Origin of the sequence: Bacillus sp. FSL L8-0193, from assembly GCF_037976065.1 — a bacterium.
Lineage (GTDB): Bacteria > Bacillota > Bacilli > Bacillales > Bacillaceae > Bacillus > Bacillus paralicheniformis.
In genome coordinates this window covers 2,559,010-2,582,987 of the sequence record NZ_CP150261.1, presented here as the reverse complement: position 1 = coordinate 2,582,987, position 23,978 = coordinate 2,559,010, and the positions used below count along the sequence as shown (strand labels likewise).

The following is a 23,978-nucleotide window of genomic DNA, read 5'->3' as shown; positions in this document are numbered from 1 at the left end:
ATATCCAATTCATAAAAAATTAACCATTATTAAACAATATTCCTATGGAAAATAATGATTATTTTTGATAATCTGTTTTCACAAGACGGAGGTTCAATAAAAAATCGGTAAAAGAGCAACTACAGACCAATATTATGGTGAATATTTTATCAAAAAGGAGAATTTTTATATGGTTGCTAAACATTCATTAGAAAATGGGGTATTTCACAAAATGACAGAGAATGAAAAAGAACTGATCCTACATTTTAACAACACAAAAACCGATTATCCAAAAAACAAGACGCTTCATGAGCTTTTTGAAGAACAGGCCATGAAGACGCCTGACCATACGGCTCTTGTGTTCGGTGCTCAGCGCATGACCTACAGAGAGCTGAATGAGAAGGCAAACCAAACCGCGAGACTCCTCAGAGAAAAAGGGATCGGCAGAGGCTCGATTGCCGCGATCATCGCGGACCGCTCCTTTGAAATGATCATCGGCATCATCGGTATTTTAAAAGCGGGAGGTGCGTATCTGCCGATCGACCCTGAAACGCCGAAAGACAGAATTGCCTTCATGCTCAGCGACACGAAAGCCGCGGTGCTGCTTACGCAAGGAAAAGCGGCGGACGGAATCGATTGTGAGGCTGACATCGTTCAGTTGGACAGAGAGGCTTCAGACGGATTCAGTAAAGAACCGCTCAGTTCTGTCAATGATTCCGGCGATACCGCCTATATTATCTACACATCAGGTTCCACGGGAACGCCAAAAGGCGTCATCACCCCGCACTACAGTGTCATAAGGGTTGTTCAAAATACCAATTATATCGATATCACAGAAGACGATGTCATTCTCCAACTGTCCAATTATTCGTTTGACGGATCGGTGTTCGACATCTTCGGCGCTTTATTAAACGGAGCGTCGCTGGTCATGATTGAGAAGGAAGCGCTATTGAACATCAATAGACTTGGAAGCGCTATCAACGAGGAGAAGGTCAGCGTGATGTTCATTACGACGGCACTGTTCAACATGATTGCCGACATTCATGTCGACTGTCTGTCGAATTTACGAAAAATCCTCTTCGGCGGGGAAAGAGCGTCGATACCGCATGTAAGAAAAGTGCTGAATCATGTCGGCCGGGATAAATTGATTCATGTTTACGGCCCGACAGAAAGCACGGTATATGCGACATATTATTTCATCAACGAGATAGACGATGAGGCGGAAACGATTCCGATCGGCAGCCCGCTGGCGAATACGTCGGTCTTGATCATGGATGAAGCCGGCAAGCTCCTGCCGATCGGGGTTCCCGGCGAGCTGTGCATCGCGGGCGACGGTTTAAGCAAAGGATATTTAAACCGCGAGGAACTGACGGCGGAAAAATTCATCCCGCATCCGTTCATTCCGGGAGAAAGGCTGTACAAGACGGGCGATTTAGCGAAATGGCTGCCAGACGGCAACATCGAATTCATCGGCCGAATCGACCACCAGGTGAAAATCCGCGGCTTCAGGATCGAACTTGGCGAAATCGAAAGCCGGCTGGAGATGCATGAAGACATCAATGAGACGATCGTCACCGTCAGGGAAGACGAAGAAAGCCGCCCGTACATTTGCGCCTATATCACGGCGAATCGCGAGATTTCCCTTGATGAGCTGAAAGGATTTTTAGGTGAAAAGCTTCCGGAATACATGATTCCCGCATATTTTGTCAAATTGGACAAGCTGCCGCTCACCAAAAACGGGAAAGTCGACAGAAAAGCCCTGCCTGAGCCGGACAGAACGGCGGGGGCGGAAAACGAATATGAAGCGCCGCGAAATGAAACGGAAGAAAAGCTGGCAGCTGTTTGGCAGGATGTTTTGCACGTTGAAAAAGCGGGCATTCATGATCATTTTGCACAAATGGGCGGACATTCATTGCATGCGATGGAGCTCATCGCCAAAATAAAGGAAAAAATGAATGTTGAAATTCCGCTGCATCAGCTATTTAAGCTTGCGACCATAAAGGAATTGAGCGCTTTTATCGAAGCTAATCACCAAGAAGACAAGGGCGACACTCTCGTGACAAGGGCTGCCGATCCGGAAAATATCCATGAAATATTCCCGCTCACAGGCATTCAGCTGGCTTATTTGGTTGGCAGGGATGAGACGTTCGAAATCGGCGGAGTCGCTACGAATTTAACTGTCGAATTTGAAGCTGATGTCGATTTGAATCGATTTCAGCTGACACTGCAAAAACTGATTGACAGGCATCCGATTCTCCGCACGATCGTATTTGAAAACGGAACGCAAAAAATTCTCGAAGTAACACAACGTTATACGATCGAAACTCAGGATTTAAGAGGTTTCACAGAAGAAGAAATCAACGCCAGAATTTTAGAACAGCGGGAGAAGATGACATCAAAAATCATTGATCCAAGTGTATGGCCTTTGTTTGAACTCAAAACGTTTATGCTGCCTGGAGAGAAAAAATATTTTTTCCTCAATGTGGACCCGCTCATTTGCGATGACAGCAGTATGAAACGATTAATCAGAGAGTTTAAACAACTATATGAAAACCCCGGCCTCCAACTGCCTTCACTAGAATACAGCTTCAGAGATTATGTTTTGGCCTCAATCAATTTTAAGCAAACAAGCAGATATCAAAAAGATCAACAATATTGGCTGGATAAACTGGATCATTTTCCAAGTGCGCCTGAGCTGCCTCTTAAATCTGATCCAGCTCATGTAGCGAAACCTTCGTTCAAGAAGTTTTCAACGTTTTTGGATGGACATACATGGAATGAATTAAAAAAGAAAGCCCGGCATCATCATCTCACGCCGACTTCCGTCCTTTGTGCTGCATATGCCTATATATTAGCTTATTGGAGCCGGCAAAATCATTTTGCTATCAATTTAACCGTATTTAACAGAATCCCGTTTCATCCGGATGTCAAGAACATGATCGGAGATTTTACCTCTTTAATGCTGCTGGATATCCATGCCGAAGAAAACATGAGCTCTTTCTGGAGATTTGCTTTAAATGTTCAGGACACGCTTTTGGAAGCACTGGAACACAGACATTATGACGGGGTTGATGTGATCAGAAACATTGCCAAAAAGAATGGCATGAATAAAAAAGCTGTCATGCCGATCGTATTCACAAGCGTGCTGAGTGAAAATCCCGACGACTCATTTGACAGTCTTGTCGATTTTGACAACATTCATTTCTTTAGCACGAGAACGTCGCAAGTATATATTGACAACCAAGTTTATGAAATAAACGGCGGCCTTTATATTACATGGGACTATGTGGAGCAAATTTTTGAACATGAAGTAATTGAATCGATGTTTGACCAGTATATCGCTGTCATCCAGAAAGCCGTATCCGGCGAGGACGTTTCAACCATCCAAATGAATGAAAAAAGCCGCCAAATGATCAGCGCCTATAATGACACAGATCAATCTTTCGATACCGAGCCTTTGCACGAATTGTTTACCGGCCAGGTTAAACATGGACCTGACAGAATAGCACTCAAGCATCATGATGAGGTGATGACCTATCAGGAGCTTGACGAAAAATCCAACCAGGTCGCAAGATTTCTCATTGGAAAAGGGGTTGAAAGGGGCGACTATATCGGTGTCATCGGCAAAAGAAGCCTGGGGACGATTGTCAATTTATTGGCTGTATTGAAGACTGGAGCAGCTTATATCCCTCTCGATCCGGATTATCCGGAAGAAAGAAAGGCGTATATCCAATCAAAAAGCAATTGCAAATTCTTCATCAGCCATGACGTGTATGACAAAGAACATATCGAGCGCTTCTCAAAAGCGCCGGTTGACCGAAAAGTCGATTTGGATGACATGGCATATGTCATCTTTACGTCAGGAAGCACAGGCAAGCCAAAAGGCGTTCAGATTACGCATGGTGCCGCAGCGAATACCATTCTAGATATCAATGAAAAATTCAGCGTCACAGAACAAGATAACATGATGGGCATTTCCTCATTGTGCTTTGATTTATCTGTTTATGACGTGTTTGGCGCTTTAAGCAGCGGGGCGTCACTTGTCATCATTGATGACCAAAGGGATGTATTCAGTCTGAAAGAGACAGTCGAAAAAGAACGGATTACAATTTGGAATTCTGTTCCGGCGATTATGGGAATGACGGCCGATGTATACCCGGACAACGAACTCAATCATCATCTCAGACTCATCCTGCTAAGCGGAGACTGGATACCGCTTCAGTTGCCTGCAACCATAAAGAAGACGTTTAAAAACGCAGAAGTGATTAGTTTGGGAGGCGCAACAGAAGGATCCATCTGGTCGATCTACTATCCGATTCAAAAAGTAGAGGAAGACTGGAAAAGCATTCCTTATGGAAAACCGCTGGCCAATCAAAAAATATACGTATTGAACCAGAATAAACAATTATGTCCCGTCGGTGTCGAAGGAGAGCTGTATATAGGCGGAGCGGGGGTAGCAAGCGGGTATATTCATGATCAAGAAAAAACGGATCATTCATTTATCCAGCATCAGGAATTAGGTTACATCTATAAAACGGGTGACTACGGCGTCTTGAAAGAGGACGGTTATGTAGAGTTTCTCGGAAGAAAAGACAGCCAGGTGAAGATCAGAGGCTACAGAGTGGAAATGGGGGAAATTGAAAATACTCTCGTAAGCCATCAGGAGATTACGAAGGCATCGGTTATTGATTATACAAGTCCGGACGGAATCAAAAACTTATACGCTTTTGTTGTAGCCGAGAACGCGATCAGCCAATTAGATGTAAAGGAATTTTTGCAAAAAACGCTGCCTGACTATATGATTCCTGCGAAATTCGTGCAAATTGAGGAAATCCCGTTAACTGTAAACGGAAAAGTCGATAAACGCACGCTCCATGACTTGGCTGAACAGCATACCGCAGATGAAGGTCAACGAGGCGGATCGATGCTGCCGGAGAATGAAACACAAGCCATGCTTCTGGAGATTTGGAAAGATATATTTGGCCTAGACAGCATCAATCTCGATGTCAGCTATTATGAAATTGGCGGAGATTCACTCAAAGCGATATCCATCATCACAGAAATCAACAAACGAATGAATGTTGAGATGCCGATCAGCGAAATCTTTAAAAATGATACAATCATCGCTTTGGACCACTATTTGAAAAACAGAGAAGAAAGCGATATGGAACATCCGATTCAAAAGGCTCGCGAAAAAGAGTATTATCCGACATCCCCTGCCCAACAAAGAATGTATATGCTGTCGATGCTGGAAAATGAAAGGGGAGCTTACCATATTCCGATGGCCCTTCTTGTCGAAGGCCGGATCAACGCCATACAGCTCGAAAACGCATTGAAGACATTTTTGCAAAGACATGAAATATTGCGAACCGGGTTTGAAATCCAAAACAATGAACTCATCCAAAAAATTTATGAGAATGTCGACTTCCGCCTGGAATACGAGTGCTTAGACGCTTCGATTACAGATCAGCGTGCTTTAATGGAGATCACAAGCACGTACTGTAAAGAATCCATCAAGCCTTTTGATTTAAGCCGGCCGCCTCTTATGAGGGCCAAGCTGATCAAAATCGAAGATATTAGGCATATACTGGTCATAAATTTCCACCACATCATCAGTGACGGGGTTTCTCAAGGCATCCTGATGAATGAAATATTGGAACTTTACAGCAATGTGCCATTGCCGGAAGTAAATGTGCAATATAAAGATTATGTGGAATGGAATCATACATTTAATCAATCAGCCGCGATGAAAAAGCAGGAAGCCTATTGGCTTGACGTTTATCGCGATATACCGTCAAAGCTGGACTTTCCTTATGACTATAAACGTCATCATATCGACACGTTTGAAGGAAGCAGCGTGTTTTTGGAAATGGAGCGGGAACTGTCAGATCATATAAGGAAGCTGGCGAAACATAACGGAACAACTCTTTATACGGTGATGCTGAGCGCATATTATGTGCTTTTAAATAAATATACAAATCAAACAGATATCGTTGTCGGAACCGCTGCTGCGGGAAGGCTGCATCCTGATCTGCAAGATGTATTCGGCGTTTTTGTTAATACACTTGCTTTGCGGAACGAGGTTGATACTTCCTACAGTTTTAAAGAATTTTTGCAGCAGACGAAAGAGCGTACGATTGCGGCCTTTGACAATTCCGAGTATCCGTTTGATGATTTGATCCGCAAACTCAATGGTGTACGGGAGTCTAACCGCAATCCTTTGTTCGACACGATGTTTGTTCTGGAAGATGCCAGGATGTTTACCAAACAGAAAGGCGATGTCAAGCTGAGTCCGATCATCTTTGAACTGGACAATGCAAAATTTGACATGATCTTTAATGTGTTGGATTTTGAACAAAAGATCGTATTGAACATTGAATATTCGACAAGTCTTTTCAAGGAAGAGACGATTCAAAAGATAGCGGAAGATTATTTCAGGATTTTAGAGGAAGTTTCAGAAAACCTTGATGTTGCTTTACATCAAATCGACATGATATCCCGTCAAGAAAAACGGACACTTTTAGAGTCCTTTAACCATACAAAGACGGCATATCCAAAAGGAAAAGCAATCCACCAGCTGTTTGAGGAGCAGGCAAAACGAATACCAGATCACACTGCAGTTGTTTTTGAAGATCAAAAACTGACGTACCGACAGTTGAATGAAAAAGCAAATCAAGTGGCAAGGCTTTTGAGAGAAAAAGGTGTCAAGCCGGATACGCTCGTCGGGATCATGATGGAGCGTTCGTCAGATATGATCGCAGCGATTCTCGGTGTGCTGAAAGCAGGCGGCGCCTATTTGCCGATTGATCCTGAGTATCCTCTGGAGCGGATGAGATACATGGCTTTTGACAGTGAAGTCAAAGTCATCATCTCTGACGTTCCGCTTGCCGAGGAGCTTACGGCCGAATCGATCGAGTTGATTCATATGGATGATGAGAGGATTGCCGGGCAGGATCGGTCAGACATTGACAATGTCAATCAAAGCGGCGACCTTGCATATGTCATCTATACGTCGGGGTCAACGGGAAAGCCAAAAGGCGTGATGATCGAACATCAATCATTGATCAACTTGTGCAGCTGGCATCAATCCTGTTTTGAAGTCGGACAAAACGACAACAGCTCGATTTATGCGAGCATCAGCTTCGACGCTTTTGTCTGGGAGCTGTTCCCTTATATAACAGCGGGAGCCACCGTTCATGTCCTCAATCAGGAGACAAGGCTGGATGTTGAAAAGCTGAACCGGTATTTTCATGACCATCATATTACGATCAGCTTTTTGCCGACACCAGTCTGCGAACAATTTACAGCGCTTGACAATCATTCGTTAAGAACGCTGTTAACGGGTGGAGATAAATTAAACGTCTTTAAAGAAAAAAGCTATCAAATCGTAAACAATTACGGACCGACGGAGAATACAGTTGTTGCTACAAGTTTTCCAATAGACAAATCGTATCAAAATATTCCAATCGGAAAACCGATCGATAACGTCAAAGTGTATATATTGAACAAAGACCTTCAGCTTTGTCCGCTCGGAGCCAGCGGTGAGCTCTGCATCGCCGGGGAAGGGCTGGCCCGCGGGTATGTAAACAGACCGGAATTGACTCGGGAAAAATTCATCGAAAATCCGTTTGTACCCGGGGAAAGAATGTACCGCACAGGTGATCTTGCCAAAATGCTGCCGGATGGAAACATTCAGTTTTTGGGACGGGTTGACCAGCAGGTTAAGATTCGCGGCTATCGGATCGAACCCGGCGAGATCGAGAACCGGCTGCTTAAATATGAAAAGATTGAAGAAGCGGCGGTCATCGCAAGAGAAGACGGAGATCATGACCCGTATCTTTGCGCATATGTAACGGTTAAAAAGGAAGTCGAACCGGAGAAGATCAGAGCGTTTTTAAAGAAAAGCCTTCCGGATTATATGATTCCTCAGTACTTTGTCCAGCTTGACGGGCTGCCGCTTACCGTGAATGGAAAAGTGGATAAGAAAAGCCTTCCGGTTCCGGAACGGAGCGTCACAATGGATCGCCGCTACGAAGCGCCGCGGGATCAGATGGAAGAAAAACTTGTTTCCATATGGGAAGAGGCTTTAGGAATCAATAAAATCGGGATCAACAGCCATTTCTTTGAAGCCGGCGGGCATTCGCTTAAAGCCGCCGCTTTGGTATCAACCATTCATAAAGAACTGAATGTCAAGCTGCCTTTAAGACAAATATTCGAAACCCCGACGATTAAAGGGCTGAGGGAATATATCGGTGCGGCGAAGGAAAGTGTTTTTACATCGATAGGAAAAACGGAAGAAAAACCATATTACCGATTGTCTTCAGCGCAAAAAAGGCTCTATATCCTTTCTCAAACAGGCAGTCATGTTGCATATAACATGCCTTTTGCCATGACGCTCGAAGGCGATTTTGATATCCGCCGATTTGAGAATACATTAAAAAACATGGTCAAAAGACATGAATCATTTCGAACTTCATTTGTCATGATCGACGGTGAGGTGATGCAGCAGATTGAAAAAGAGATCGATTTTCAAGTCGCATACAGTGACATCGGCAAAGAAAGCGCCGAAGAAAAAATCAAAAGCTTCATCAGGCCGTTTCATTTGGAAAAAGCACCGCTTTTAAGGGCGGAGGTCGTCAAATTGAATGAACGTGAGCACTTGCTGATGTTCGATATGCACCATATCATTTCCGATGGCGTGTCCACCGACATCTTCATTCAAGAACTGGGAGCGCTGTATGAAGGGAAATCACTGAAGCCGTTCCATATTCAATATAAAGATTACGCAGAATGGGAAAATAGCCATGCCCGCAGCGAGGAGCTGAAAAGACAGGAAGAATACTGGCTGAAGACGTATAAAGGCGATATCCCGGTCCTTGATCTCCCGATAGATCATAAAAGGCCGCTGACGAAAAGCTCTGAAGGTGACACCGTCACTGCAGCAATCGAAAGTGAAACATTCCGCAAGCTTCAGCATATGGCGAAAGAAAACGGCGTTACGATGTACATGCTTCTGTTGGCCGGTTATACAGCACTGCTTTCCAAATATACAGGTCAGGAAGATATCATCGTCGGAACCCCGGCTGCAGGGAGAAATCATGAGGATATTCAACATCTCATCGGCATGTTTGTCAATACCTTGGCGATCAGAAACCATCCGGAAGGGAAAAAGACTTTCAGAGATTATTTGCAAGAGGTAAAAGAAAACACGCTTCAGGCTTATGAAAACCAGGATTATCCGTTTGAAGAGCTTGTAGAAAAAGTAAACATCAAACGGGACATGGCCCGAAACCCGCTCTTTGATACGATGCTCGTGTACCATAACACAGACGTAAAGCCGTTTGAAGCAGAGGGGCTGAGAAGCAGGCTGGTGGAGATCAAGCGCGGCATTTCCAAGTTTGACATCACAGTGACTGCGAGTGAAGCGGCAGACGGATTAAGATTGGAAGTTGAGTATTCAACGACGCTATTCAACAAGGAAAGAATGGAAAGACTATCTGAACACCTGATCAGCTTGTTGGAACAAGCGGCGGATCATCCGGACATTGCCATCAATCAGATAGATGTCCTGACAAAGGGTGAAAGACATCGGGTTCTGTATGATTTTAACCGAACAGACGGTGTGTTCTGCAAAGAGATGACGATACCGGAGCTGTTTGAAAAGCAGGCGGAAAAAACGCCTGATCATCCGGCGGTTGCCTTCGGGGATGAAACGATTTCTTACAGGGAGCTGAATGAAAGGGCGAACAGCCTGGCTTTCACCTTGCGTCAAAAAGGAGTAGGCCCTGATGTGATAGCAGGGATTCTCACAGAACGGTCAATCGAAATGATCGTCGGTATTATGGGTATTTTGAAAGCTGGCGGAGCCTATCTGCCAATCGATCCGGCGTATCCGCAGGAAAGAATAAGCTACATGTTAAAAGACAGCGATGTCAGCGTATTATGCGCGGCAGGCGATGTGGACCCGGGTGAAGCATATACCGGAGATATCATCCGGATTGATCAAACCGGACAAAATGACCACGTGGAAAACCTTAAGCATGACATCAAGCCGCAGCATTTGGCATATGTCATCTATACATCGGGATCCACTGGAAAACCGAAAGGCGTCATGATCGAGCATCATAGTGTGAACAATCTTGTTCATGGATTAAATGAAAGAATTTATCAGCATCTCGATGCTCATTTAAATGTAGCGCTGGTTGCGCCTTATATATTTGATGCCTCTGTCAAACAAATATTCGCAGCGCTTCTCTTCGGGCATACCCTTTGCATCGTCCCACGCGAGACAGCCTGGGATGCCATGAGTTTAATTGAGTATTATTCGAAAAACAACATCAATGTATCTGACATGACGCCTGCTCATTTAAACATGCTGGCTTATGTAGACAAAACGGAACTCGAATTCGATCTGAAGGAATTGATTGTCGGAGGAGATGCATTAACACCTGATGTCATAGGCGGCCTATTTCATAAATTTCCGAATCTGTCATGCAATATCACGAATGTATACGGCCCGACAGAGTGCTGTGTTGATGCTGCTTCACATCAAATCGAATCGGGAAAAGTGCCGCAAACACCGTCCATTCCGATCGGCAGACCGCTTCTCAATACAAGCATCTATATTGTGGACAAAGAACTCCGCCCTCTGCCGGTTGGCATTGCCGGAGAACTATGTATAGCAGGTGAAGGGGTTGCCAGGGGGTATGTAAACAGACCTGAGCTTACGGCGGAAAAGTTTGTCGACCATCCATTTGAGCCAGGCAAAAAAATGTACAAAACCGGAGATTTGGCGATGTGGCTTCCGGATGGACAGATTGAGTTTTTAGGACGGGCCGATCATCAAGTGAAAATCCGCGGCTATCGCATAGAGCTCGGCGAAGTGGAACAGCAGCTCTTGACACATGAGAAAATCAAAGAAGCGGCAGTGATCGCAGGAAAGGATCAAAACGGCAACAGCTATTTATGCGCCTATATCGCCTCTGACAAGGAATTGCCTGCAGCTGATGTACGACAATTTCTCGAAAGGGAAATGCCTGATTATATGATTCCGTCCTATTTTGTGAAGCTTGACAGGCTCCCGCGCACCCCAAGCGGTAAAGTGGACAGAAGCGCACTGCCTGAGGCGGACGGCAATGTAAATGTCATGGAAGGAACCGGGTACGATCCGCCCCGTAATGAAATCGAACGAAAACTCGTGCAAGTCTGGAGAGAGATTCTCGGTGCCGAGGACATCGGGATCAGTCACCATTTCTTTGCGGCAGGGGGAGACTCGATCAAGGCGCTCCAGATCGTATCCAGGCTGGCAAAGATGAACCTGAAACTTGAGATGAAGGCGCTGTTCGCCAATCCGAAAATAAAAGATCTCAGCCGATTTATTACAGAAGAAACGAGACATCGCAAACATAACAAACCCGTTACAGGTGAGACGGAACTGCTTCCTATCCAAAAGAGATATTTTGCGAACAACAAAGAGGAGCTTGACCACTTCAACCAGTCATTTATGCTCTTTAGAAAAGACGGCTATGACGAAAACATCGTCAGAACAGCATTCAATAAAATACTGGAGCAGCATGACGCGTTAAGGATGATCTATGAAGAAAAAGACGGAGACATTATTCAATACAACAGAGGCTATCGTGAAAACTTGTTCGACCTGGATGTTTATGATGTAAGAGGCTTTGACAGTCAAGAGGAAAAGGTGTTTGAGCTGGCGACAGGCATTCAAAAAAAATCATCGATTAGAAAAGGAAAACTCGTTCATCTCGGCATCTTCCGGGCTGATGAGGGCGATCACCTGCTCATTGCGATCCATCATCTTGTCGTTGACGGCGTATCGTGGAGAATTTTGTTCGAGGATTTTGAAACATTGTACCTTCAGGCATTGAAAGGTGAACCTCTCGACATCGGATATAAAACGGATTCATACCAAGAGTTCGCCCGTCAATTGAAGAAGTATGCCCAAAGCCGCAGGCTGTTAAAGGAAAGGGAGTATTGGCAAAAGGCCCTGGAAGCGGATGTTCCATTTATTCCTGCTGAAAAGCTTGAACGAGACACGTTTGAACACAGCGCGACTTTGAGCATCAGAATCGGCCCAGACGTGACAGCGAAACTTTTGCGAAACGCAAACAAAGCCTACAACACGGAAATCAACGATATTTTGCTGACGGCATTAATCGCCGCAGTCAGGGATATCACCGGCGAAAACAAATTGAAGGTCATGATGGAAGGGCACGGCAGGGAGGACATCTTAGACGGTGTTGACATCACGAGAACGATCGGCTGGTTTACGACGGTTTATCCGGTCTTTATCGATTTGGGAGAAGAAAAAGAAATATCGCAAAATATCAAAATGGTCAAAGAAGCGTTGAGAAAAATACCGAATAAAGGGATCGGCTACGGTGTTTTAAAATACATGACAGAAGAGCTTCAGAAAATACAAACACAGGCTCCGCTTTCTTTTAACTATTTTGGAGAAATGAACAATGACATGAATAGAAAAGTATTTTCCCAGTCGCCATTTTCACCGGGAGAAAGCATCGGCGGAAAAATCGTAAGGCACTGCGCCATCGAAATGAATGCGATCTCTTTAAACGGCGAATTGACAATCTATACGACGTTCAACCAGGACCAATACCAAACAAGCACAATCGAACAACTCAATCAATCATTCAAAGAAAACCTGGAAAAGATCGTCGATCATTGCGTTGATAAAGAAGGATCGGACATGACGCCTTCCGATTATGGCGATGTCTCGCTTGGTCTTGAAGAGCTGGAGCTTATTAAAGATAAGTACAGCGCGTTTCAAATCGAAAAGATCTATCCACTGGCCAATATGCAAAAAGGAATGCTATTTCATAACGCTATGGATCAGACATCAGGGGCATACTTCCAGCAAATTGTCATCAAATTAAAAGGACGTGTCCATCCGGACATTTTAGAAGAAAGCTTTCACGAAATCGTGAAGAGGCATGAAATCTTAAGGGCGTCTTTTGAATATGAAATCACAGCCGAACCGAGACAAATCATAGCTAGAGACCGGAAAACACCTTTCACATCAATAGATCTGACAGGCGAAAATCGAACGCGGCAGCATAGGTTCATAGAAACATATTTAAAAGAAGATCAAGAAAAAGGCTTTGATCTGAGCAGTGAAGCCCTCATGAGGGTTTGTTTGATCAAAATGAGTGATGAATCGTATCGGCTCATTTGGAGTCATCACCACATCCTCCTGGACGGCTGGTGTCTGGGTATTGTTTTGAGCGAGCTGTTCAGTCTATATGGAAAAATAATGAAGGGCGAATCCCGCCGATTAAAAGAGCCGAAGCCGTATGGAGACTATATCAAATGGCTGGAAAAACAAGATCAAGAAGAAGCGGTGGCATACTGGAAGGATTATCTAAAAGGGTATGAGTCGCGGTCTGAACTTCCGGCGTTCAATCGCGGCGCAACGTCAGAAGAATATTGCGGCAAAGAAAAAGTCATATCGTTTTCAAAAGAACTGACAACGAAAATCACCCGGATCGCCAAGCAGCATCATGTCACCATCAATACGGTTCTTCAAGGAATTTGGGGCATGATTCTGGCAAAATACAACAATACCGATGAAGTCGTATTCGGAACCGTCGTCTCGGGACGGGAGGCTCCTGTTGACGGCATCGAAGAGATGGTCGGCTTGTTTATTCATACAATACCGACACGGATCAGCTTTGAAGGCGCAAGAAGCTTTAAAGAGGTGTTAAAGAAAACACAAGCCGAGTCTATCGAAAGCAATCGATACAGCTATATGAATTTATCGGAAATTCAGGAACTGAGTGAAATGAAAAGAGAGCTGATCACTCATGTCATGGCCTTTCAAAATTATGCGTTTGATGAAGAGCTGTTCAGAAGCCAATCCGGGGAAACCGGTTTTGAACTGGAAGGTGTTCATGGAAAAGAACGGACCAACTATAATTTTAATCTGACCGGCGTTTTAGAAGATGAGCAGCTGAAGCTCAAATTGACATTTAACGAAAATGTGTATGACAACACCATCATCGAAACATTAGAAAAGCATATCATCACCGTCGCAGAACAAGTGGCGGAAGATGAGACACAAACATTACGAGACATCAACCTTGTGTCAAAAGAAGAACAACACAGGATTTTACACACATTCAACGATACAAAAACGGGTTACCCGAAAGACAAGCCGCTTCATGAGCTCTTTGAGGAACAGGCCATGAAGACGCCTGACCATACGGCTCTTGTGTTCGGTGCTCAGCGCATGACCTACAGAGAGCTGAATGAGAAAGCAAACCAAACCGCGAGACTCCTCAGAGAAAAAGGGATCGGCAGAGGCTCGATTGCGGCGATCATCGCGGACCGCTCCTTTGAAATGATCATCGGCATCATCGGGATTTTAAAAGCGGGCGGCACGTATTTGCCGATCGATCCTGAAACGCCTAGGGACAGAATCGATTATATGTTGAAAAATAGCGGTGCGGCATTGTTAGTAACAACAGATTCGCTTCTTAAACCTTTTGATATAAAAACCGTTGATTTGTGTTCGGACGAGTTGCACTTACTAAGTGAAGAGAATCTTCCGCGTGTGAATCGCTCAAGCGATACAGCGTACATCGTCTACACGTCCGGCTCAACCGGAACGCCAAAAGGAGTGGTCATCCCGCATTACAGTGCGGCAAGAGTCGTTAAAAATACCAATTATATCGACATCACAGGAAACGATGTCATTCTCCAACTGTCCAATTATTCGTTTGACGGATCGGTGTTCGACATCTTCGGAGCTCTCTTAAACGGAGCCTCACTCGTCCTGATCGAAAAAGAGACGGTCTTGAATACACATGAGCTGGCCGAAGTGATAAAAAAAGAACAAGTCAGCGTGATGTTCATTACGACGGCGCTGTTCAATACGCTCGCCGACATCAATATCGGCTGCCTCGCCAAGCTGCGGAAAATCCTCTTCGGCGGGGAAAGAGCGTCGATACCGCATGTGAGAAAAGTGCTGGATCATGTCGGCCGGGATAAATTGATTCATGTTTACGGCCCAACGGAAAGCACGGTGTATGCGACATATTACTTCATCAACGAGATAGACGATGAAGCGGAAACAATCCCGATCGGCAGCCCGCTGGCGAATACGTCGGTCTTGATCATGGATGAAGCCGGCAAGCTCCTGCCGATCGGGGTTCCCGGAGAGCTTTGCATCGCGGGCGACGGTTTAAGCAAAGGATATTTAAACCGCGAGGAACTGACGGCGGAAAAATTCATCCCGCATCCGTTCATTCCGGGAGAAAGGCTGTACAAGACGGGCGATTTAGCGAAATGGCTGCCAGACGGCAACATCGAATTCATCGGCCGGATCGACCACCAGGTGAAAATCCGCGGCTTCAGGATCGAACTCGGCGAAATCGAAAGCCGGCTGGAGATGCATGAAGACATCAATGAGACAATCGTCACCGTCAGGGAAGACGAAGAGAGCCGCCCGTACATTTGCGCCTATATCACGGCAAATCGCGAGATTTCTCTTGATGAGCTGAAAGGATTTTTAGGTGAAAAGCTTCCGGATTACATGATCCCCGCCTATTTCGTGAAAATGGACAAGCTGCCGCTCACCAAAAACGGGAAAGTGGACAGAAAAGCCCTGCCTGAGCCGGACAGAAGCGCAGGAACTGAAGCAGAGTACGAAGCGCCAAGAAACTATGTCGAACAGCGCATCATTTCCATCTTGGAGGACGTACTCGGAACAGAGCGGATGGGTATTTCCTGCCATTTCTTCGACAAGGGGGGGAATTCGCTGAAAGCGATGCAAGCTGTCCATTCCATTAACAAAACGTTTGGCATTGATATGAGGATCAGCACGTTCTTTAAACATCCGACTGCAAAATCATTAGCGCGTTTTGTATTAACCGCTGAAGCCGAATCGGCCGTTAGTGAGGAGTACGCGGAAGAGGAAGTGTGATGGAATTGCACTGTACAATCTATCATTTCAAATGATAGATTGTACAGCTGCCCCATTTTCCTTAAAAAAACCGATTCTGATATTGGCCGCAAGTCTGACGAATGGAGTGAGATGAGTATGAGCATAATGGACTTCATAAATGATTTGAAAAAGAAAAATATCACCTTATACCATAACAAGGGAAAAATCAAAATCATCGGTCCTCAAGAATTATTGACGGCTGACTTAAAACAGCAAATCAAGCGGTATAAAGAAGACATCATCGCAGCGCTGGAAGCGGGCGAAACGGACATTGAGCGAAGCTTTCCGAAAGCGGCGCCGTCTAAAAGCGGAACCTACCCTTTGTCAAGGGAACAAAAAAGGATGTTCATTTTAAATCAGCTTGATGACAGCAAAACGGCCTATAACATGCCGCTGGCGGTAAAAATAAACGGTGAAGTTCAAATCAGCCGACTTGAACAGGCATGGAAAGCACTCATCAAACGGCATGAATCGTTAAGAACTTCTTTTGTCATGCTCGATGGCGAACCGGTGCAGAAAATCGAACAGGAAGCCGAGTTCCGACTTGAATACAGCGAGTTGGGGGATCAAAGCATTCAGGAGAAAATCAGCCGTTTCATCAAACCTTTTGAATTAGAAAAAGCCCCGCTTTTAAGAGCGGAAATCGTAAAAGTGGATGAAGCTGAGCATATGATGATGGTTGATATGCATCATATCATTTCAGACGGCGTCTCTATCGGAATTTTAATGAAGGAATTCGCCGACTGCTGTGAAGGCAAAGAATTGTCTCCGCTGGCGGTTCAGTATAAAGATTATTCAGAGTGGCAGAGAGACATCGAGCAGCAGAGCCGGTTGAAGAAGCAGGAAGCGTATTGGCTCAATACCTTCCGGGGAGACATTCCGGTATTGAATATGCCGCTCGATTTTCCGAGACCGAAAATCCGAAGCTTTCAAGGAAACAGAACGGTTGTGGAATTGGATCAGGACACCACAAAAAAACTGAAGACGATCGCCGCAAAAAACGGCGTTACAATGTACATGCTTCTTTTGGCAGGCTACACCATTCTGCTGTCAAAATACACCGGACAAGAGGATATCATTGTCGGCTCGCCGATTGCCGGAAGACCGCATGCCGATTTAAACGGGACAATCGGGATGTTTGTCGGCACCCTTGCGCTGAGAAACCGGCCAAAGGGGAACATGACATTTAGCGAATATGTCCAAACGGTCAAAAACAATACGCTGAAAGCCTATGAAAATCAAGATTATCAATTTGATGCATTGATCGAACATCTGGGCTTGACACATGACATGAGCAGAAACCCGCTGTTTGACACGATGTTTGATCTGCAGCATGCGGATGATTTCGCATCTGAAGCCGGCGGGGGGCATTTTGAAACGTATGATATTCCATTTCATGTCGCGAAATTCGATGTAAGCCTGACGGCATTTTTGCATGGAGACAACCTGAAATTTGATTTCCAATATTGCACTGATCTGTATAAAAAAGAAACGGTTGAAAGAATGGCCGGACATTTTTTGAATGTTTTAAAAGACGCTGCTCATCACCCTGAACTGGCGTTAAGCGAGATTAGGATGATGTCGGAAGAGGAGAAAGACATCATCTTACATACATTCAATCATGAGAAAACAGATGGTCCGAAAAACAAGACACTCAGCCGGCTGTTTGAAGAGCGGGCTGAAAAAACACCCGATCACACCGCTGTTATATTCGAAGATCAGCAATTGACATATCGAGAGCTGAACGAAAAGGCCAACCAATTGGCCTGGCTTTTAAGAGAGAAGGGTGTAAAGCCGGATACAATTGTTGCGATCATGACAGACCGTTCACTCGAGATGATCATCGGGATTATCGGAATATTAAAAGCCGGCGGAGCCTATCTGCCGATTGATCCGGATTATCCCGAGGACAGAGTCAAATATATGCTGGAAGACAGCGGAGCTGATATGGTCGTTATCCAGGAGCCCTTTAAATCAAAAATAGACGGGCGTCAACTGATAACCGCCGAAGATACCCGGTCTTTCAGCAAAGAAAATCTCCCAAATGTCAACAAGGCTTCTGATTTGGCATATGTAATTTATACTTCGGGTTCTTCTGGCAGGCCGAAAGGTGTCATGACGACTCACCGTAATGTCGTTCATTATGTTGATGCTTTTACGAAAAGGATTCCTTTAAGCGAACATGATACAGTTTTGCAAGTCGTATCCTTTTCATTTGATGCATTTTCTGAAGAAGTCTACCCTATTTTAGCTTGCTCAGGGCGCTTGGTGATCAGCAGAAAAGTAAGCGATCTGAACATTGATGAACTGGTGAAAACGATCGGGAAGTATCGTGTCACACTTGTCAGCTGCTCCCCGCTTCTATTAAATGAAATCGATAAAAATCAGCACTTAACCTTTCATCCGCAGATGAAATTTATCAGTGGAGGCGACGTATTAAAATTTGAGTACGTCGAAAATATCATCAAAGGCGCCGACGTTTACAATTCCTACGGTCCAACGGAAGCGACAGTTTGCGCTACCTATTATCAACTAAGCAGCGCAGACCGCAAAAAAACGAGCATTCCTATCGGCAAGCCTTTAAGCAATTATAAGGTATACATTGCAGATCAATACGGCCGGCCGCAGCCGGTTGGAGTACCGGGCGAACTGCTGATCGGCGGCGAAGGGGTCGCAAGGGGATATTTGAATCATGAAACATTGACAAAAGCGGCCTTTGTGGTGGACGAATCAGGCGAGAGAGTATATCGTACAGGCGATTTAGCAAGATGGCTGTCTGACGGAAACATCGAGTTTTTAGGCAGAATCGACAGCCAAGTCAAAATCCGCGGCTATCGGATCGAACTGGAAGAAATCGAACACCGGTTGCTGATGAACGATAATATCAATGAAGCCATCGTGGTGGCGAAGGAAGATCAGGAAAACAGCAAATATCTATGCGCCTACATCGCATTCAATAACAAAAACGCAGATATTGAGCAGGTTCAAGAACGTTTGGCGAAGGACCTTCCGGAGTATATGATTCCGTCCTGCTTTATCAAGCTTGATCAAATTCCCCGCACGATCAATGGAAAGGCTGATCTTAAGGCATTGCCGGAGCCGGATCGAAGGGCATTTGCCCAAGCCCGCTATGAAGCCCCGCGCAATCAAACGGAAGCCTTACTTTTATCGATCTGGCAGGACATCTTGCCAGCGGAACAGATCGGGATTAACGACCATTTCTTTGACATCGGCGGACACTCGTTGAAAGCTTTTTCAATGGCCGCGAAAATTCAATCGGCATTAAAAGTCGAAGTGACACTAAAGGAAATCTTCAATCATTCGACGATTCAAGACTTGGCAGCTTATATCGCACAAAAACAAAAACAAGTTCAATCCGACATTCAAAAAGCGGAAAAGAAAGAATACTACCCGCTTTCTTCCGCTCAAAAAAGGCTGTATATCCTTAATCAGATCGAAGAAGGCCAAACCGCCTACAATATGCCTTTTGCGATGAAAATAAAAGGTGAGCTCCAAACGGACAAGGCCGAGAAGGCCTTCAGAACGCTAATCAAAAGACATGAGAGCTTAAGAACATCCTTTGTGACCATCAATGGCGAACCCGTTCAGAACATAAACGAAGAGGTCACATTTGAAATGAAATACCGGGAGCTTGACAATTGCAGCCTTCGGGAACGGATGAATCAATTTATCAGACCGTTTGAACTGGAAAAAGCCCCTCTTCTGAGAGCGGAGCTGGTGAGGGTGAACGCAGCCGAACACATTCTCCTGCTTGATATGCACCATATCATTTCCGATGGCGTGTCAATCGGGATCTTGATGAAAGAATGGGCGGCTTTATATGAAGAAAAAGAACTTGCACCGTTAAAGATCCAGTATAAAGATTATTCCGAGTGGCAGCGAGAGTCCTGGCAAAAAGACCGGTTGAAAAAACAGGAAGAATACTGGCTATCCGTTTTTCAAAACGACATTCCTGTTCTGAACATGCCGACAGACTTTCCAAGGCCGCAAATGCAAAGTTATGAAGGAGATCGAATCGCATTTGCAATCGAAAGAGAGCTGACGGATAAGCTGAAAAAAACAGCGAAAGAAAACGGAGTCACGATGTATATGCTGCTGTTGGCCGGGTATACAATACTCCTTTCGAAATACACCGGACAGGAAGATATCATTGTCGGTTCGCCGATTGCGGGGCGAACCCGGGAGGAGTTGGAACAGACGGTCGGGATGTTCGTAGGCACCCTTGCGATGAGAAACCATCCAAAAGGCGGCAGGACATTCATTGAGTATTTGCAAGATGTAAAAGAAAATACGTTTAACGCCTATGAAAATCAAGATTATCCTTTCGATGAACTCGTAGACAAATTAGATTTGGAACGGGACATCAGCAGAAATGCCTTATTTGACACAATGTTTGATATGCAGGCGCTGGATGATGCAGAGCCTGATATAGAGGGATTGCATGTTGAACCCGTCGATTTGGAGTTTCAGATTTCAAAATTCGACTTGTCGCTAACAGCAGCAGAGTCCGCAGGCGTCATTACGTTTCACCTGGAATTCTGCACAAGGCTGTATAAAAAAGAAACCGCCGAAACGCTGGCGCAGCATTTCGTGAATATCCTAAGAGATATTTCCGATCATCCGCAGAAGACATTAAACGACATCAGCATGCTTTCAGAAGAAGAAAGACACACAGTGCTGTATCAATTTAATGATACGAACACCGAACACCCGTCAGGGATTTTTTCTGAGCTGTTTGAAGAGCAGGCCGAAAAATCACCGAATCATCCGGCGGCGGTCTTCAAAGATCAAATGTTGACATACCGCGAATTAAATGAAAAAGCGAATCAATTGGCCAGAACATTGCGGCAAAAAGGGGTTCAGCGGGAGTCAGTAGTCGGAATCATGGCGGAGCGTTCGTTGGAGATGTTGACAGGCATATTGGCGGTTCTAAAGGCCGGCGGGGCGTACATGCCGATCGATCCGGGGCTTCCGAAAGAGCGCATCCAATATCTCATCACGGATAGCGGAGCTGATCTATTGCTGACCCAGCATCAGCTTATTGGCAGCATCAGCTTTGCCGGAGAAATCATCCAAATCGATCAGGCCGATGCTTACGACACGGATGGAAGCAATCTGGAGCATCTTAATTCCCCCGGTGATTTGGCATACGTCATCTATACCTCGGGTACGACGGGAAACCCAAAAGGCGTGATGGTCGAGCACCGCAATATCATTCATGCCCACTATACTTGGAGAAAGCACTATGAATTGGCATCATTTTCAGTTAACCTGCTCCAGCTTGCCAGCATGTCGTTTGATGTATTCGCGGGAGATTTATGCCGCAGTCTTCTCAACGGCGGAACAATGTATATAGTCCCGGATGATGTCAAACTGGAAATGAATCTTCTGTATGACATGATCAACAAATACGGCATTCATATGTTGGAATCGACGCCAAGCCTGATCATTCCTTTGATGAAATATATCGATCATCACAAGCTTGACTTTTCAAGCATGAAGCTGTTGATCATGGGTTCTGACACTTGCACGATCAAAGATTATAAGTGGCTCGTTGAACGGTTCGGACAAAGGATGAGAATCATCAACAGCTATGGCGTCACAGAAGCTTCTGTCGATTCCGGCTATTATGAGGAAGCTTTGGATCGGATTCCAGAGATTGCGAATACGCCGATAGGAAAGCCGCTGGACAATACAGCATTTTATATATTGGATCCCTCATTAAACCCGCAGCCGGTCGGCGTTTATGGCGAGTTGTACATCGGCGGTGAAGGGATCGCGAGGGGATACTTAAACAAACCGGAACTCACGAAGGAAAGGTTTGTTCCAAATCGTTTTGCCGCCGGGGGGAAGATGTATAAAACGGGAGACTTGGCAAGGTGGCTGCCTGATGGAAATGTCGAATTCCTCGGGAGAATCGATCACCAAGTCAAGATTCGCGGTTTCAGAATCGAAACCGGCGAAATTGAAACGAAGCTTTTGGAAAATCAAAACATCAGCGAAGCTGTCGTTATAGACCGGGAAGATAAGAAAGGACATAAGTACCTGTGCGCCTATATTGTCGCTCGAGCGAAAACAAACACAAATGAACTGAGGGAATATTTGTCCGATCACTTACCGGACTATATGCTCCCTTCCTATTTTATTCAAATCAACAAGATGCCTCTCACACCAAACGGAAAGATCGATCGAAAAGCGCTTCCTGAACCTGCCGGAGACGTCATAGCGGCAAGCGGATATGAAGCGCCGCGTAATGAAACGGAAGAAAAGCTGGCCGCTGTTTGGCAGGAAGTGCTGGACAGGGACAAAATCGGAATCAACGATAATTTTTTTGAAATCGGGGGAGATTCAATTAAGGCTCTGCAAATCGTTTCAAAATTATCAAGAGCCGATCTCAAGCTTCAGGTTAAAGATCTGTTTACCAATCCGTTCATCAGACACCTCAGTAAATATGTCAAAAAAGAAACGAAAGCACGCACCAGCGAAATCGTGCAAGGGCAAGTGCCGCTGACCCCTGTGCAAAGGTCGTTTTTTGAAGCGAATCAAAGGGAGCAAAACCATTATAATCAAGCGTTTATGCTCTACAGGGAAAACGGGTTTGCTGAAAGGATCGTCGAAAAGGTTTTCCGTAAACTCACAGAACACCATGATGCATTACGGATGGTCTATTGGGAGAAGAACGGTGACATCATTCAGCATAACCGCGGCTTGGAAGACAGCGTCTTCGATCTGTATGTCTATGATTTGAAAACGGAAAAAAATCTCGAGAAAACCGTTTATCAGATAGCGACGAATATTCAAAAAGACATATCCATCAGCGAGGGCAAAATGATCAAGCTCTGCGTGTTCAAAACAACGGAGGGAGACCATCTGCTGATTGCGATCCATCACCTTTTGGTAGACGGCGTGTCCTGGAGAATATTGTTCGAGGATTTTGAAGCGGCATACGGTCAAGCCCTGCAAGGCAAACCGATAGAGCTCGGTTATAAAACGGATTCGTACAAGACGTTTTCCGAAAAACTGGCTGAGTACGCAAACAGCAAAAAGCTCCTGAAAGAACAAGAATATTGGCGGGAGATATCCAAAGGAAAGATGGCATTCCTCCCTAAACATCGCCAAGCGGCACATGATAACTATGAAAATAGCAGAACACTCAGAATATCCCTCAGCCAAACGGAGACGGAACAGCTCCTGAAAGAGGCGCATAAAGCATACAATACGCAGATCAATGATCTCCTGTTAACGGCTTTGTTGATCGCCTCAAGGCAGCTGACGGGGGAAAACAGGCTGAAAATTCTTATGGAAGGCCATGGAAGAGATGATATTTTGCAAGATGTGGATATCACGAGAACGGTCGGCTGGTTTACCGCAATGTATCCGGTATTCATCGACTTAGAAGATGAAGCAGACTTGTCTGTGATGATTAAGATCGTGAAAGAAACTTTGCGAAAAATACCGAATAACGGAATCGGATACGGCATCCTTAAGTATTTGAGAAAAGACGAAGGGCTTTTAAAGGATGAAAAGCCTCCGATCTTATTCAATTATCTTGGTGAGCTCGATCATGATCTGACGACTGAACAATTTTCATCGTCAAAGCTTTCGGCAGGTCAAAGCATCGGAGAAAAAAGTGCAAGGGATGCTTCTGTTGAAATCGATTCAGTCGTTGCCGGCCGGCAATTGATGATCAGTACGACATTTAACGAATACGAGTATTCTCCAGATACGATCAGCGAATTGAATCAAGCATTCAAAGAAAGTTTGCAAATGGTCATCAGCCATTGCACGGGCAAACATGAAACCGAAAAAACGTCCTCTGACTACGGTTATGACAAACTCTCATTGGAAGATCTAGAAGAATTATTAAATGAATATGAATCTGTCGACAGCTAGAAATCCTGACAAAAGAGATGAAAAGTGGTTAACCTGCTGCTTAAAAAATGGGCGGCCCATGTGGATCTGAAAACAAAAGGAATTCTAGGAGATGAGATGACGA

At 45.0% G+C, this 23,978-nt stretch carries 2 protein-coding genes; both read left to right on the top strand.

Features of this window, described 5'->3' with window-relative positions; translation table 11 throughout:
- Positions 1-169: 169 nt before the first annotated feature.
- Positions 170-15,940 (top strand): bacitracin non-ribosomal peptide synthetase BacA, encoded by a 15,771-nt coding sequence (gene bacA / locus MHH76_RS12800; RefSeq protein ID WP_339223294.1) that lies wholly within the window; start codon positions 170-172, stop codon positions 15,938-15,940.
- Positions 15,941-16,057: 117 nt separating this feature from the next.
- The gene (gene bacB, locus MHH76_RS12795) at positions 16,058-23,875 is read left to right on the top strand and encodes a bacitracin non-ribosomal peptide synthetase BacB (protein WP_268441557.1); all 7,818 of its coding nucleotides are present in this window, start codon (positions 16,058-16,060) and stop codon (positions 23,873-23,875) included.
- The last annotated feature ends 103 nt before the right edge of the window (positions 23,876-23,978 follow it).

Excerpts from the sequence above, each read along its gene's own strand:
- bacA (WP_339223294.1), top strand. The coding sequence starts at position 170 with ATGGTTGCTAAACATTCATTAGAAAATGGGGTATTTCACAAAATGACA.
- bacB (WP_268441557.1), top strand. The coding sequence starts at position 16,058 with ATGAGCATAATGGACTTCATAAATGATTTGAAAAAGAAAAATATCACC.